The organism is Cellulomonas sp. P22, from assembly GCF_044392165.1.
The window spans coordinates 513711-529463 of sequence record NZ_JBISBW010000006.1 but is presented as its reverse complement, the minus strand read 5'-3'; the positions used below and the strand labels follow the sequence as shown (position 1 = coordinate 529463).

General features: G+C 73.6%; 11 protein-coding genes. 3 read left to right on the top strand and 8 right to left on the bottom strand.

What is annotated here, in order from left to right; translation table 11 throughout:
* Positions 1–711 precede the first annotated feature (711 nt).
* The 3 genes from ACGIF2_RS09015 to ACGIF2_RS09005 are packed head-to-tail and all read right to left on the bottom strand — an operon-like array spanning position 712 to position 4266.
* A complete protein-coding gene (locus tag ACGIF2_RS09015) occupies positions 712–1656 on the bottom strand; it encodes a tetratricopeptide repeat protein (protein WP_396045676.1) in 945 nt (314 codons plus the stop codon).
* A 28-nt stretch (positions 1657–1684) separates the two neighbouring features.
* Entirely contained in the window at positions 1685–2686 is a 1002-nt protein-coding gene (locus ACGIF2_RS09010) for a hypothetical protein (protein ID WP_396045675.1), read from the bottom strand.
* Complete coding sequence (locus tag ACGIF2_RS09005) at positions 2686–4266, bottom strand: hypothetical protein (RefSeq protein ID WP_396045673.1); 1581 nt, start codon at positions 4264–4266, stop codon at positions 2686–2688. The genes ACGIF2_RS09010 and ACGIF2_RS09005 overlap by 1 nt, the downstream gene beginning before the upstream one ends.
* 248 nt (positions 4267–4514) lie before the next feature.
* Between ACGIF2_RS09005 and ACGIF2_RS09000 the strand changes: the two genes are divergently transcribed.
* Positions 4515–6746, top strand: a complete 2232-nt coding sequence (locus tag ACGIF2_RS09000; protein WP_396045671.1) for a hypothetical protein — start codon at positions 4515–4517, stop codon at positions 6744–6746.
* 17 nt (positions 6747–6763) lie between these two features.
* Positions 6764–7195: a hypothetical protein gene (locus ACGIF2_RS08995; RefSeq protein ID WP_396045669.1), complete on the top strand. Its 432-nt coding sequence runs from the start codon at positions 6764–6766 to the stop codon at positions 7193–7195.
* Positions 7196–7244: 49 nt separating this feature from the next.
* On the opposite strand, the gene ACGIF2_RS08990 is transcribed toward ACGIF2_RS08995, so the two are convergent.
* From ACGIF2_RS08990 to ACGIF2_RS08970, 5 genes are all read right to left on the bottom strand, one after another.
* On the bottom strand, positions 7245–8057 hold the full coding sequence (locus ACGIF2_RS08990) for an alpha/beta fold hydrolase (RefSeq protein ID WP_396045667.1): 813 nt from the start codon (positions 8055–8057) through the stop codon (positions 7245–7247).
* A gap of 52 nt (positions 8058–8109) precedes the next feature.
* Positions 8110–8418: a hypothetical protein gene (locus tag ACGIF2_RS08985; RefSeq protein ID WP_396045665.1), complete on the bottom strand. Its 309-nt coding sequence runs from the start codon at positions 8416–8418 to the stop codon at positions 8110–8112.
* 111 nt (positions 8419–8529) lie between these two features.
* Complete coding sequence (locus ACGIF2_RS08980; protein WP_396045663.1) at positions 8530–9984, bottom strand: GH1 family beta-glucosidase; 1455 nt, start codon at positions 9982–9984, stop codon at positions 8530–8532.
* A gap of 138 nt (positions 9985–10122) precedes the next feature.
* Positions 10123–12402, bottom strand: a complete 2280-nt coding sequence (yicI, locus tag ACGIF2_RS08975; protein WP_396045661.1) for an alpha-xylosidase — start codon at positions 12400–12402, stop codon at positions 10123–10125.
* Positions 12399–14456: a beta-galactosidase gene (locus ACGIF2_RS08970; protein ID WP_396045659.1), complete on the bottom strand. Its 2058-nt coding sequence runs from the start codon at positions 14454–14456 to the stop codon at positions 12399–12401. Before ACGIF2_RS08970 ends, yicI begins: the two co-directional genes overlap by 4 nt.
* A 278-nt stretch (positions 14457–14734) precedes the next feature.
* On the opposite strand from ACGIF2_RS08970, the gene ACGIF2_RS08965 reads away from it, so the two are divergent.
* Positions 14735–15742, top strand: a complete 1008-nt coding sequence (locus ACGIF2_RS08965; RefSeq protein ID WP_396045657.1) for a LacI family DNA-binding transcriptional regulator — start codon at positions 14735–14737, stop codon at positions 15740–15742.
* Positions 15743–15753: the final 11 nt, after the last annotated feature.

Below are 15753 nucleotides of genomic sequence, written 5' to 3'. Positions count from 1 at the left end.
ACGATGCCCTCAGTCAACCAAGACTCACCAACCGACAACCACCGACCGAAGGCCGGCAACCACCAGAAGATGAACCATCTTGGCATCGACTACTTGGCACACTGTTGAGTTCTCAAGGAACAGACGCTCATCCTCACCAGCCTTGCGACCGGGTCAGAGGCAACCTCTCAATCTTAGCGGAACCGCTCCCCGCCGTCAAGAACCTCATGTCGAGGACCACCAGACGGGAACCCATCCCACCAGGGCATCACGAACCCGGCGGCAGAACCGCCAGACTCATCACACCCGGGGTAGCTGCTCCGGGGACGCCCACTCGGTGTGAACCGCTGTGTGCGCTGCTCTCTCGGAGGCAACCATTCAAACTTACCAGAGTCGCGACCGCTTCTCCGCCACCCCTTGTCGGGACGGGCTTCGAGCGGGGAACGCGTCCCCTCCAGCCTGGCCAGAGCCACGGCGTCGCCGTGATCCGATCGGACTGGGTGGTCGCTCCGCGGGACCGGCCTCCGAGGTTTCTCCTCGGTGTCCGTTCCTCCCTGCCGGGCGACGTCCTGAAGATTACGCAGCGAGCCGGGCGAGCGTCAAGTTCGAGCTCCGGTGACCTGGGTCACCGTCATGAGAACGCGCTGACCTGCACAGATGCATGGATCGACGCTCGCGCCTCACGGTACGGGCCCGGTGGTGCGGCCACGCCCCACCACCGGGCCGGCGCCGTCAGTAGAGCGCGCTCGCGAGGGCCCGGCGGGCGGCGACGACACGCGGATCGTCGGTGCCGACGACCTCGAACAGGTCGACGAGCCGCTGGCGTACCCGTTCCCGGTCGTCGCCGGCGGTCATCCGCACCACGTCGACGAGACGGACGAACGCGTCCTCGACGTTGCCGCCGAGCACGTCCAGGTCGGCGACGACGAGCTGCGCGTCGACGTCACGCGCGTCGGCGGCGGCTGCGGCGCGTGCCGCGTTGAGGTCCACGTCCCGCGTCCGTTCGAGGAGGCCCACCTGGGCCAGCCCCGCACGGGCCATGTCGTCGCGCGGGTTCTCCCGCAGCGCCTGGGCGTAGGCCTCGCGGGCCCCCGCCAGGTCGTCGCGCTCGATCGCGTCGTAGGCCGCCTGGTGCAGGGGCGGGAGCGGCGGCTCCTCCTCCTCGGGCTCGGGCTCCCCCGCGGCGGCGGTGCCTGCCTGCGCGAGGCCGGTGATCCCGTTCGCCTCGGCGGCCGCCAGGACCTGGTCGAGCACGGCCCGGACCTGGTCGGCCGGGAGCGCCCCCTGGAACAGCGGGAGCGGCTGGCCCGCCAGCACCGCCACCACCGTCGGCACCGTCTGGACCTGGAAGGCCGCGGCGACCTGCGGGTTGGCATCGGCGTCGATCCGGGCGAGCAGGAAGCGCCCGCCGTACTCGCCGGCGAGGGCCCCGAGCTCACGTCCGAGACCGATGCTCACCTCGCTCCACGGCGCCCACAGCAGAACGATCACCGGGTGCTGCGTCGACGACTGCACGAGGGCCGGGAACTGCGACTCGTCGATGTCGGCCACGTACGGCCCGGCCGCGGGCAGCCCGCCCGGGCTTCCGGGCGGCGGCGTGGCCGGGCGTGCGAGCGCGGAGAGGTCGATCGCCCCCCGCACGTCGAGGGGAGGCTGCTGGCCGGGAGGCTGGCTCATGATCGGTTCTCCTGCGTGGACGACTGCGTCACTCGCCGGTGACGGCTGTGAGTGCGTGCTCGGCGGCGAGGACCTGGACCTGGGTCGTCGGCGAGCCTGCGGGCGGGACATAGAACACCAGGACGTCGGTCCACGTCCTGGTCAGATTCTTGCCCACGCTGGACCGACCGGCCAACGCCGCCTCGAACGGGTCGGCGAGAGTCAGGCTGCCCTGCGAGATCGCGAGCGTCGTCACGGTGCTGAGCTCGGCCACCACCACGGCTCCCCCGTCGGCCGTCGACAGCGAGATCGGCTCGCCCACGGGCGTGTAGGTCTCGGTCGCGGTGCCCACCACCTGCACGCTCGCCACCGACTCGGCGCGCTTTCCCTCGATCGTGGCCCGGAAGAAGTCCGGCGCGAACGTGGCGGCCGACGCCGAGGCGTCACCGTTGGTGAGCACGTCGGCGTACTGGGTCACGACGTCAGCAGGAGGCAGCAGCAGGGCGCCGTCGTCCGGAGCGATCGGCTGGCTGCCGATCTCGGTGTCCGCCGTGGCGGGCATCTGCACACCGCCGCCGAGCCGCGCCCAGCCCCACAGACGGTACGGCTCGCGCGCCGAGTCCTGGCGCAGCACGAGCACCCGCTGCGCCTGGAGGTCGTCGGGCTGGTCGGTGATGACGAGCTGGGTGCGCGGCCACGTGGTGGTGTCGGCCACGACGGACGACTGCGCGGTGACCGGCAGCGCCGTGGGGACCTTGGCACCCGCCGTCGCGGTCGCCCGCACGTACTCCGCCGTGCGGATCGCGAGCGCCGGGCCGGAGACGCGGCTCGTGAGCAGCGCCGGGTCGAGCGCTGCATCGGCCGCGCCGAGCACCTGGCCCAGCTGGGTCAGGATGTTCTCCGACTGCGCGGCGTTGAGCACCGGGGGCGCGACCGCGGGGGGCGCCTCAGGCTCGGCCTGCGGGAGCGACGACGAGCACGCACCCAGGGCCAGGGCACCGACGAGCGCGACCACCCCGGCACGGGTTCCTCGGCGGGTCCGGGACGTCATCAGCGCTCACTCTCCTCAGGGTGCGGGGGCGTGTCGTCGACGAGAGGCTCGCCTCCGGGGATGCCCCAGGTACGGCGCCAGGCGTCGGCACGCGACGTCGCGGCGTCGGCGTCGGCCAGGTGCGGCCATGCCGGACGCGCGGCCCCGGCACCCGGCCGCGCCGTGTCCGGGCCCGCGGGGTGCGAGCCGTCGGTCGCCGCACGACGCAGCTCGGCACGGGTCGGGAGCGCGTGGGGATCGGCGTGGCCCGGTGCTGCGGCGGGCACGGCAGGCGCCGCGGGGACGGGCGCGGGTTCGCCGCGTCCCGGTCCGCGCGAGACCCATCGGCCACCGAGCGTCGGGACGTCACGGCGACGCGACCCCTCGGCGGGCGCGGCGACGGGCTCGTTCGCGGCGGGCTCGTTCGCGGAGGCCGTCGGAGCGCCGGACGCAACGGGGGCCGTGCGACCCGTCGAGACGTCGTCGTCGCGTCCGCGCAGCCAGGCGGGACCACGGCCCTCGGCGCGCCCCGCGGACGGGACGGGAGCACCCGCTGACGGGGCCGGTGCGGCGGGTGCCGGCGACGCGGGCACGGACGGGCTGGTCGGCGCGGCGGGAGCCGGGCGCGACGCGGCCGCGTCAGTGGGGTCCGATGCGGCGTCCGGTGCGGTGCGGGCAGCGGCCCACGAGGGGGTCGGCCAGGACCGTGACCCCTTCGAGGGCTCCGCGGCGGTGACCGCCGGCTGAGCGCCGGTCACGTCGGCGGGCTCGGGCGTGGACCGCTCGCGCCGACGTGCAGGGGCGGCGAGAGCGGCGTCCCGCAGCTCCCGCAGCTGACGTCGCGTGAGCCCGGCCTCGGACGCGCCCGGCTCTGCGCCGACGACCGGGACGGCGCCGGTCAGCACGGGGTGCCATTCGGGGCCGTCCTCGCCGCGTCGTGCGCGCCGCCACTGCCGCACGCCGAGCACGGCGCCGGCAGCGAGGAGGAGGAGCCCGACCACGAGGGCGGGCACGAGCCACGGCGTGGTCACGGTGCGCGGCCACGACATCGTGAGCGTGGGGACCTCGTCCCCGACGCTCGCCACGAGGAGGCTCCACCGACCGGGCTGGGCCGTCCAGGTCAGGGTCGCGCTGCCCTCGCCCGACGACTCGGCGACCCACAGGTCGGAGCCACGGGGGTCCGCGAGCACAGCGGCGGCGTCGGCGGCGGCAGCAGCTCCGTCGGTCGCCGTCTCGTCGCTCGGTGCGGCCTCGTCCGTCGGTGCGGTCGCGTCGGGTGCGGCGGCCGCGTCGGGTGCGGTGGCCGCGACCGGTTCGGTGCTCAGGGTGTCCCAGGCGGACAGACCGCTGACACGGGCGTAGGCATCGGTGCCCACCCAGCCCGCGACGTCGGTGTCGCGCCCGACGGCGAGCACCACGGGGGTGTCGCCCGGGGCCTCGACGGTCACGGTGACGGGGTCACCGGCGAGCTCGAGCACGCCGGGGTCGGCCACGAGCAGCCGGGTCCCGTCCTGAGGGGTCGCCGAGGCGACGAGTATGTCGTCGGCACGCCACAGGGTCGCGGACGCGATGCCGAGGCCGATGACGAGCAGGCCGAGCACGCTGAGAACGGCGGCAGTTAGTCGGTGAAGCACGCAGGATCCTCTCGGACGTCGACCGCCAGGGTAGACGAGACGCCTGTGGACGATCGGGCGAACCCGTCACACCGCCCTCACCAGCGATCATGCGCCAGTTGGCGCATACGTCACCGAACTGCCCAGTATCCTGGCGCCGGACTTACCGGCCGACCGTGCCGAGCCTTGATCGAGGCCGTCCCGGAACCGGCGCTCGAGCGCCCAGGAGGATCCCCGTGGCAGAGGACCGTTCGCCTTTCCCCGTCGTCAACTTCCGTGGCTACGACCGTGCACCGGTCGATGCCCGGATCGAGGCGCTCGAGCAGGCGCTGGCGGACGCCCGCGCTCAGGTCGAGTCGCTCGACTCCCGCACGATGCAGGTGGCCGGCGAGCTCTCCGAGGCCCACCGCCAGCTGCGCGAGGCGGAGCGCCCCACGTACTCGGGCCTCGGCTCGCGCATCGAGCACCTGCTGCGCTCGGCCGAGGAGCAGTCCTCCGACGTCGTCCAGCAGGCCAACGCCCAGGCCTCCGACTCGCTGGCCCGCGCCAAGCTCGCCACGGGTCAGCTGCGAGCCCGTGCGGAGAACGAGGTCGCCGAGCTGCTCGCGACCGCCCGCCGCGAGGCCGAGGAGGTCCGCTCGACCGCGAACACCGAGGCCGAGTCGGCCCTGGCCGCCGCGCAGCGCCGCGCCGAGGAGCTCGTGGGCTCCGCGGAGCGCGAGGCCGCCCGGATCCAGGCCGCGATCACGACCGAGGAGAGCGAGCGCCGCAGCACCCTCGAGCGCGAGCTCGGCATGCTGCGGGCCACCGTCGAGCGCGAGGCCACCGAGCTGCGGATCTCGACCGAGCGCGCTGCGACCGAGCTGCGCGCCACGACCGAGGCCGAGACCACCGCCGCCCGCGACGAGGCCGAGCGCTACGCGCAGGACCTGCGGCAGTCGGCCGACGCCGACACCACCGCGCTGCGCCAGCGGGCCGACGCCGAGATCGCTGCCCTGCGGGCCGACGCCGAGCGCTTCGCCGCGATGCAGCGTTCGGTCGCCGCGACCGAGATCGCCGAGGCCCGCCAGGCCATCGCCGCCGAGATCACGTCCCTGCGGGCCGAGGCCCACGAGTACGCCGACGGGCTGCGCTCGAAGGCCGAGCGGGAGACCGCCGCGCTCGAGCAGCGCGTCGCCGCCGAGGCCGCCGCGCTGCGCGCCGAGGCCGAGCAGTACGCCGGTTTCGTGCGCGCCAACGCCGAGCGCGAGACCGGCGAGCTGCGTGCAGCGACGGCCGACGAGGTCGCCGCCGCCCGGACCGAGGCCGAGCAGTCGATCACGTCGATGCGCCTCGAGGCCGAGCACTACGGCACCGAGCTGCGCGCCCAGGTCGAGCGCGAGACCTCGGAGCTGCGCGAGCGCACGCACCACGAGACCACGCACCAGCGGGCCGCGGCCGAGCGCGAGAGCGCCGAGCTGCGCGACAACGCCGTGCGGGAGACCACCGAGCTGCGCGAGCAGACCGAGCGCGAGGCCGCCGAGCTGCACGAGAGCGCCCGTATCGCGGTCGAGCGCCTGCTCACCGACACGCGCCGCACCGTCGCCGAGATGACAGCGACCGCGAAGGCCAACGCCGACGCGCTCGTGCGCCGCACCGAGGAGGCGCTGGCCGACGCCGAGCTGTCGATCGCGTCACGGCGCGAGGCGGCCGAGCGGGCCGACGCCGAGCGTCACGAGGCTGCCCGCGTCGAGACCGAGCGGCTCGTCAGCGACGCCGAGGCGCACGCGAGCGACGCCGAGCAGCGCGTCGCGAAGGCCCTCGCCCAGGCGGAGAAGGTGCGGGTCGACTCCGAGGCCTACGCCAAGGACCTGCTCTCGAACGCCCGGCGCAACGCGGACCGCGTCGTCGCCGAGGCCCGCGAGCACGCCGAGAAGCAGCTCTCGGAGGCCATGACCGAGGCCGAGCGCGAGCGGACGTCGGCCCAGCGCCAGGTCGAGGACCTCAACAACCAGCGCGAGTCGATCACCACCTACCTCGACGAGCTGCGCAACCTGCTGGGCAACGACCCGGTGCCCACGCGCCAGGCGCTCGAGAAGGCGTCGAAGGCCGAGGCGCAGTTCAGCGCGCAGCAGCCCGAGCGGAGCGCCCCGCGCGCCGAGCAGCCCGCCCGCCCCGCTCGTCCGACGGGCAAGGCACGTCCGGCTCCCGTCTCGGCCGCGGTCCAGGCCGTGGCCGCTCCCGCCGCCGACAAGGACGCGTCGGACAAGGCCGCCGCCGACGCGACGTCTGAGGACAAGGGGTCCAGCGAGAAGGCGCCCACCGACAAGGCTCCGGCCGAGAAGGCGCCGGCCGACAAGGCACCGTCCGACGAAGTACCTGCCGACAAGGCACCGGCCGACGAGGCTCCGGCCGACGAGGCTCCGGCCACCGCCGAGACGGGTGCCGCGGACGACGCCGCCACCGTGGGCGACCCGGCGACGCGCTGACCGACCGGGAACGAGCGATGAGCGAGTCGGACGCCGCGAGCTGGCGTGAGCGTCGGCGTGAGGCGAGCATCGTCCACGCCGACGCGCTCGAGCGGCGCCGGCTCGCGGAGTCCGCACGGGCCCGCGAGCTCATCGCGGAGTTCGTGCGTGACGCCCGCACCCGCGGCGTGGCGCCCGTGCCGCTGCGGGCCCGGAGCTACGACGGTCGCCACCGGTACCGCACGCCGCTGCGGGGCTGGTACCTGCGGCGCGACGAGAGCGTCGCGGTGGGGACCGACGGCGAGTTCTACGTGCTGAGCGTGCCGTCCTCGCTGACGGCGGCCCTGCGCGGCACGAGCGTGCCGCCGCGAGACCCTCCCCTGGTCATCGGCGCGGGGGGCAAGGACGGCGAGTCGCTCGACCTGCCGGTCGCGCTGACCCGCGTGCTCGAGGGCGACACCGGGCGCTGACCGGCCACCGCACGGGGACCTGCGCTCTGTCCTTGATCGGCGCGGTGTCCTAGACCTGCGCGGTGTCCGCGCGCTGCGCGAGGTCGGCCAGTGCCGCCGCCACCGCCGCGGGGTCCTCGACCGCTGACATGTGGCCGGCGCGCACCACGACCACGAGCTGGACGTCGGTGAGGCCGCGGGTCATGGCCTCGGCGAGGTCGACAGGAGTGACCTGGTCCTCGTCGCCCACCAGGATCAGGACGGGCCCCCGGTACGCGGCCAGCACCTCTGACCGGTCGGGGCGGGCCGCCATCGCGCGCTGCGACCACGCGACCCCCGCGGGAGCCTGCTCGTCGATCCAGCCGGTCAGCTCCTCGGCCAGCTCGGGGCGCGCCACCCGCGAGGACTCGCCGAGCAGCACGCCGCCCATGGGCAGCACCTCGTCGACCGATCCGGTCGCCTCGACGGCGTCGGCGATGCGCAGGCGGTTCGCGCGGGCGTCCGGCTCGTCGGCCGTGGCCTTGGTGTCGAGCAGGCCGAGACCGGCCACGAGGTCGGGGTGGCGTTCGAGCAGCGCGAGGGCGACGTAGCCGCCCATCGACAGCCCGACGACGACGGCGCATGTGATGCCCCGGTCGGCGAGGGCCGCCGCCACGGCGTCCGCGCTCGCGTCGAGCGTGGGCTCGCCGAGCGGGACCGTGGCCGAGCCGCCCAGGCCGGGCAGGTCGACGGCGAGCACCCGCCGGTCACCCGGCAGCTCGGCGACGGTGGTGTCCCACATGCGCGCGTCGACCGGGAAGCCGTGCAGGAGGACCACCGGGACGGCGTCGGCAGATCCGCCGCGGTGCTCGCGCACGGCGAGCGGCGTGGGGTCGGTGGTCATGGGATCTCCTCGATGTCGGCATCGGGCTCGGTGGCTGCGGTCGTGGCGGGTCCTAGCGGCGCGGTCCCCGGCGGCCACGGGCGGCCCAGCAGGCGGAGTGCCAGTGGCGGCGGTCGGCGAGGGCCGCCTCGGGGCCGAACATCCCGTCGGCGGCCCAGGCCACCAGGTGGGCGGTGCCGGGGGCGACGAGCTGGTCGCAGCCCGGGCAGCGGTAGCTGCGGTCCGAGCCCCGCACCGACTGGACTGTCCATTCCCCGTCCGGCCCGGTCTCGCTGCGGCGTCCGCCGCGCACCCGGTCGACGTCGAGGGGCACGGGGTCGGTGCCGTAGGGACGCTTGCTCGATCGTCGTCCGCTGGGCATCCGTCCATCCTCTCTCGTGCGCGCACCTGCCTGCGACCCGCGCGGGCCGGACGCACGTCAGCCCGCCCCCGCCGGCGGGACGGGGACGGGCTGACGGGTCTGCGGGGCCGGTCAGCCCAGCTCGGTGGCCTGCTCGACCGTGGGGATGCGACCCGTGCGGATGAGCTCGGCGTACCAGTACGACGAGTCCTTGCGGATGCGCTCGAGCGTGTCGTAGTCGACCCGGATGATGCCGAAGCGGCGGTCGTAGCCGTAGGCCCACTCGAAGTTGTCGAGCAGCGACCAGACGAAGTAGCCGCGGACGTCCGCGCCCTTGTCCATGGCCTCGCCGACCGCGTCGATGTGGTCGTGCAGGTAGCTGACCCGGCGCTCGTCGTGCACGCGCCCGTCCGCCGAGACCTCGTCGTGGAACGCGGCGCCGTTCTCCGTGATGGCGAGCGGCAGGCCCGGGTAGGCCTCGTGGAGCTCGAGCAGCAGCTCGGTGAGGCCCTCGGGCTCGATGTTCCAGCCCATCGCGGTGTGCGGACCGGGCAGCGGCAGCCACTCGATGTCGTCGCACGCGGGCCAGGGGCTCTGCGGCGACGACTTGTGGCCGTCGGGGCCCGGCGTGCCGTCGCCCGGGACGCGGGGGGTGTCGCTGTGGCGGACGAGCCCGGTCGCGTAGTAGTTCACGCCGAGGACGTCGAGCGGGATGTTGATGGTCTCGAGGTCGCCCTCGTGCACGAAGGACCAGTCGGTGACCTCGGCCGTGTCCGCCATCACCTCGGCCGGGTAGGCGCCGTCGAGCAGCGGGCCGAGGAACACGCCGTTGGCGACCGCGTCGATGCGCCGCTTGGCCTCGAGGTCCTCGGGCGAGCTCGTGGCCGCACGCGTGACGTGGAGGTTGAGCGTGATGGAGATCTGGGTGTCCTCGCCCAGCGTCTCGCGGATCACGCGGCCGCCGAGGCCGTGCGCCAGGTTGAGGTGGTGGACGGCGGCCAGGGCGTCGGCGTGGTTCTCGCGGCCCGGGGCGTGCACGCCCGAGGCGTAGCCGAGGTAGGCGGAGCACCACGGCTCGTTGAACGTGGTCCAGATCGTGACGCGGTCGCCGAGCGCCTTCGCCATGATGCCCGCGTAGTCGGCGAAGCGGTAGGCGGTGTCGCGCGAGGGCCACCCGCCCAGGTCCTCGAGGGCCTGCGGGAGGTCCCAGTGGTACAGCGTCGCGACGGGGTCGATGCCGACCTCGAGGAGCTGGTCGACGAGCCGCGAGTAGAAGTCCAGGCCCTTCTGGTTGACGGCGCCCGAGCCGGTGGGCTGGATGCGCGGCCACGCGATCGAGAAGCGGTAGGCGTGCAGGCCGTGGGCTGCCATGAGGGCGACGTCCTCGGCGGTGCGGTGGTAGTGGCCGACCGCGACCTCGCCGGTGTCACCGTTGAGGACCTTGCCGGGCGTCGCCGAGAACGTGTCCCAGATCGAGGGCCCGCGCCCGTCCTCGGTCGTCGCCCCCTCGATCTGGTAGCTGGCCGTGGCGGAGCCCCACAGGAAGTCGGCGGGGAACTGGCGTCCGGACGGGCGCAGGGAGGTCATCGTCAATCCTTCGTGATGGGGGGCGTGGCGCCGTCGACGGCGCCTCTCGACCGCTGTCTGGACCAGCGGGTCGAATCGATACGATACACAAGCGTGGCGCACGTCGCGAGAGGGCTCTCGCGACGTGCGCCACGGGACTCACACGTCGAGCTCGACCACAGTCTGACCGGCCTCGGCACGCGCGGACGGCCCGCCCGCGACCTGCACCGACCAGGCGCCGGTCACGTCGGGCGACTCGACCCGCACGCGGTCGCCCTCACGGGTCACAGTGAAGCGAGCACCGCCCACGCCACCCTGCCCGGGCACCCACGTCGTCGACCGGTGGCCGTCCGCGAGCTCGAACAGGTGCAGCGTCACACCGTCGACGTAGTCGTAGTCCGGGCGGTCGTGGCGCGCGCCGACCGGCAGCACGGTGCCGGGACGCACCAGGAGCGGCAGCGAGTCGAAGCCGTGGCTCTCCCGCACCCACCGCGGGCCCGTGACCTTCTCACCCGTGAGCAGGTGGGTCCAGGTGCCCTCGGGCACGTAGACGTCGACGTCACCCTCGGCGTTGAACACCGGCGCCACGAGCAGCGCGTCGCCCAGCATGTACTGCGTGTCGACCGTCGCCGTGCCGCGGTCCTCGGGGAACTCGAGCGCCATCGGGCGCATGACCGGCACACCCTCCTCGTGCGCCTCGGCGCCGAGTCGGGCGAGGTACGGCATGAGCGAGAGCTTGAGCCGGGTGAACCGGCGCGTGACGTCCACGGCCTCGTCGTCGAAGGCCCACGGCACACGGTAGGAGTCCGAGCCGTGCAGCCGGCTGTGCGAGGACAGCAGACCGAACGCGAGCCACCGCTTGAAGACGGCCGGGTCCGGGGTGCCTTCGAAGCCGCCGATGTCGTGGCTCCAGTACCCGAAGCCCGACATCGCGAGCGACAGGCCGCCGCGCAGCGACTCCGCCATCGAGACGAAGGTCGACTCGCAGTCGCCGCCCCAGTGGACCGGGAACTGCTGGCCGCCCGCGGTGGCCGAGCGCGCGAACAGCACGGCCTCGCCCTCGCCCTTCTCCTCCTCGAGCAGCTCGAACACGGCCTTGTTGTACAGGTGCGTGTAGTAGTTGTGCATGCCCGCCGGGTCGGAGCCGTCGTGCCAGACGACGTCGGTGGGGATGCGCTCGCCGAAGTCCGTCTTGAACGCGTCGACGCCCATGTCCAGCAGCGCGCGGAGCTTGCCCTGGTACCAGGCCGTGGCCTCGGGGTTCGTGAAGTCGACGAGCGCCATGCCCGCCTGCCACATGTTCCACTGCCAGACCGAGCCGTCCGGGTTCTTCACCAGGTAGCCGCGCTCCATCCCCTCGGCGAACAGCTCCGAGCGCTGCGCGATGTAGGGGTTGATCCACACGCAGATCTTCAGGCCCTTGGCCTTGAGCCGCGCGAGCATGCCCTCGGGGTCCGGGAACGTGGCCGGGTCCCACACGAAGTCGCACCAGTGGAACTGCCGCATCCAGAAGCAGTCGAAGTGGAAGACCGACAGCGGCAGGTCCCGCTCGGCCATGCCGTCGATGAAGCTCGTGACCGTCGCCTCGTCGTAGCTCGTGGTGAACGACGTCGACAGCCACAGGCCGTACGACCACTCCGGCACCCGCGCGGGGCGTCCGGTGAGCGCCGTGAACTTGCGCAGGATGTCCTTGGGCGTGGGCCCGTAGATCACGAAGTACCGCAGCGACTGGCCCTCGACGCTGAACTGCGTGCGCGAGACCACCTCGGTGCCGACCTCGAACGAGACCTCCTCGGGCTGGTCGACGAAGATCCCGTAGCCGGCGTCCGAGAGGTAGAACGGCACGTTCTTGTACGCCTGGTCCGAGGCGGTGCCACCGTCCGCGTTCCAGATGTCGACGGTCTGGCCGTTCTTCACGAACGCGCCGAAGCGCTCACCCAGGCCGTAGACGTGCTCGCCGACGCCCATCGTGAGCTGCTCGCGCACGAAGCTGCGACCCTGCGCGTCGGTGATGACGCCGACGCTGCGGGGGGTCGAGGAGGTCAGCGTGCGTCCGTCGGCGACGAAGTCGACGGTCCACTCCCCCTCGGTGGCGACCCGCGCCGTGAGCGCGCCCGAGCGGAGCGTCGCGACGGGCTCGCCCGTGAGCTCCGGCCCGGCGACCTCGACGTCCGACACCGACGTCGTGACGTCGAAGTGCGGCCCGCGGTCGATGCCGCCCCGGAAGTGCGAGATCCGCACCCCGACGACGTCGTCCATCGGCGAGTCGAGCTCGACGGTGATGAGCGGCCGGTTGAGCGTGTCGCCGCGCGTGGCCAACGGGCCCGTCGCGGCGTAGATGGTCAGCGCGTCGGCCTCCGCGACGACCTCGTCGACCGCCTGGGGGCGCAGGATCGACACGCCCGGAAGGACCTGCCAGTAGCCGTCCGTGAACTTCATGAGGTCCTCTCGATCAGTGCGACGACGCCCTCGGGTGCGAGGTGCACCCTGTCTGTGACGTCGGTTCGGGTGAGCAGGTCGTGATGCACCCCGGGCAGCGCGATCGTGCGCTCGTCCGGGGTGGGGTTGAGCAGGAACAGCACGGGTCCGCGGCGCACGGCCTCGAGCCCGTCGGGGAGCGACTCGACGGCAGGGCGGACGCCCGCCGCGAGCACGCACTGGCGCACGACCTCGTCGAGCACCTGCTGGGGAGGCACCGTCGCCACGTACCAGGCCTGACCGCCCGAGCGGTGGCGGCGCCGGACGATCGCCGGGCAGCCTTCGAGGTCGGCACCCGTAAACGTCGCGACCGCCTCGCCGTCGTCGAGCCGCAGCCGCTCGCCCCACACCGTGCCGACGAAGTCCCAGATCTCGTCGGACACGATCGGCGCCCCCGCGGCGGGCAACGGGCAGAACTCCTCGCCCGAGGCGCCGATCAGATCGGCGAACGGCACCGGGGACCGGCCGAGACGCACGTGCGCGTCGCGGTCCACGACACCCGAGAACGGGCCGATCAGGAGCACACCGCCTCGCTCGACGACCCCCCGCAGGTTGGTCGCGGCGTCGTCCTCGACGAGGTGGAGCTGGGGTGCCACGACCAGGTCGTAGCCGCTGAGGTCCGCCGCCGGGTGCACCACGTCGACGGGGATGCCCGCACGCCACAGCGGCCGGTAGTAGGCCTGCAGCTGGGCCATGACGTCCAGCCGGTCGGACGGTCGCGCCCGTTCCTCGGCGGCCCACCAGCTCGACCAGTCGAAGACCACCGCGGTGCGCGCGGGCACGCTCGTGCCCACCACGGGCGCGAGGCGGCGCAGCTCGGCGCCGTGCGCGCGGACCGCCCGGTGCAGCCGCGTGTCAGGTCCCGCGTGGGGCACGAGCGCCGAGTGGAACCGCTCGGCACCGAACGCCGAGGCGCGCCACTGGAAGAAGCACGACCCGTCGGCCCCGCGCGCGACGGCGCGCAGCGAGTCCAGCCGCATGCGCGCGGTGGACTTGGGCACGTTGTGGGTTCGCCAGTTGATCGCGCCCGCTGCCTGCTCCATGAGCATCCAGGGGCGTCCGCCCGCGAGCGAGCGCATGAGGTCGTGGCTGAGCGCCGCGAGCACCGGCGACTCGGGGGCGGCGGGGTCGGGGTACGCGTCGTCGGCCACGACGTCCACCTGCGGCGCCCAGCGCCAGTAGTCGGTGGGGTGGTGGAAGCCCAGGAAGTTGGTCGTGACCGGCACCCCGGGGGCCGCCCGGCGCACCAGGTCGCGCTGCTCGGTGAAGAGCGAGAGCAGCTGGTCGGACGCGAAGCGCCGGTGGTCGAGCACCTGGGTGGGGTTGAGCAGGTAGGGCGCCGCACGCGGCGGCACGACCTCGGCCCAGTCGTCGTAGCGCTGGCCCCAGAACGTGGTGCCCCAGGCGCGGTTGAGCTCCGCCACGGTGCCGTACCGGAGGCGCAGCCAGTCCTGGAACGCCGCACCGCACAGGTCGCACGAGCAGACCTGGCCGTACTCGTTGCCGATGTGCCACATGCGCACAGCGGGGTGGGCGGCGTAGCGCTCGACGAGCGCACCCGCGATCGCGAGCGCGTGCTCGCGGTACACGGGCGACGACGGGCAGAAGTGGTTGCGCGAGCCGTGGCTCAGCCGCACCCCGTCCGGCGTGACCGCACGGGTCTCGGGCCACCGCAGCCCGAGCCACGGGGGCGGGGACGCCGTGGGGGTCGCGAGGTCGACCGCGATGCCGCCCGCGTGCAGCAGGTCGAGCACCTCGTCGAGCCAGGTGAAGTCGTGCTCGCCGGGGCGCGGCTCGAGCTGCGCCCACGCGAAGACCCCGACCGTCACCAGGTTGACGCCCGCCTCGCGCATCAGCGCCACGTCCTCGCGCCAGACGTCGGACGTCCACTGCTCGGGGTTGTAGTCGCCGCCGTAGAGCAGGCCGAGGTCACGCGTGAGCGACTCGAGACCAGGTCGGGCGCTCGCGCCGGGCGCGTCGATGCCTGGGGTGTCGTCCCCGGAGGTCGTGCGCACGGTTGGCCTCTGTTCCTGACCGGTGCCGGCGGGTCGCGGCATCATCGAAGCGGTTCAACACTGTAGCCCGCCTGTGGCTCGCGGGTCCAACCAGGAACCCCGGAAATCAGGTGCGCAGGCGGATGTACAGATCGTCGAAGCGCTTGCGCGCATCGGCCGGATTTAACCCGACGACGTCCCCCGCGACCTTCCCCGGCGGCGCTAGGGTGTGCGCAGTCGGGACGACTCACCCCCGGTCGGCGCCTCCCCGCCTGAACGGGACCGAAAGGGGACGCCGCATGGCGACCATCGACGACGTGGCCCGGGCCGCCGGCGTGTCCACGTCGACCGTGTCCTACGTGCTCTCGGGCAAGCGCCCCATCTCCGCGGCGACCCGACAGCGCGTCGAGCGGAGCATCCGCGACCTCGGCTACCGCCCGCACGCGGGGGCCCGCGCACTCGCCTCGAACCGCACCAACGTGCTCGCTCTGATGGCCCCGCTGCGCGTCGACGTCAACGTCAACGTCATCATGCAGTTCGTCACGGGCGTGGTCACCCGCGCCCGGGCCTTCGACCACGACGTGCTGCTGCTCACCCAGGACGACGCCGCCGGGCTCGAACGCGTGGGCGACGGCTCGATGGTCGACGCGCTGATCATGATGGACGTCGAGGCCGACGACCCCCGAGTCCCCGTGCTCGTCGGCCTGCGGCAGCCCGCGGTGCTGATCGGGCTGCCGAGCGACCCCGCGGGCCTCTCGTGCGTCGACCTCGACTTCGAGGCCGCCGGGCGGGTCGCCGTGCGGCACCTGGCCGAGCTCGGGCACCGACGCATCGCGCTCATCGGCTCGCCGCGCGCTGTGCTCGACCGGCACACCTCCTACGCCGACCGGATGCTGCGCGGCTTCACCCAGGAGGCCACCGCGCTCGGGATCGCCGCGATCGTCCAGCCCTGCGAGTCCTCGCACACCGGAGCGGTCGAGGCCGTCGACGAGGTCCTGGCCCGCATGCCCCACGTGACCGGCATCGTGGTGCACAACGAGGTCGCGCTGCCCGCTGTGCTCACCACGCTCCGGGAACGCGGACGCAGCATCCCGCAGGACACCTCGGTGGTCGCCGTGTGCCCGCAGGACGTCGCCGTCGGGCAGCCCCACCCCCTCACCGCCGTCGACATCCCCGCGCACGCGATCGGCCGCGTCGCCGTCGAGATGGCGATGGCACGTGTCGAGGACGAGCAGCCCGCCGAGACGCGCCTGCTCGCACCCGTGCTGACCCCACGGCAGAGCACGGCGCTCGCACCCACCGGCTGAGCCGAGCACCG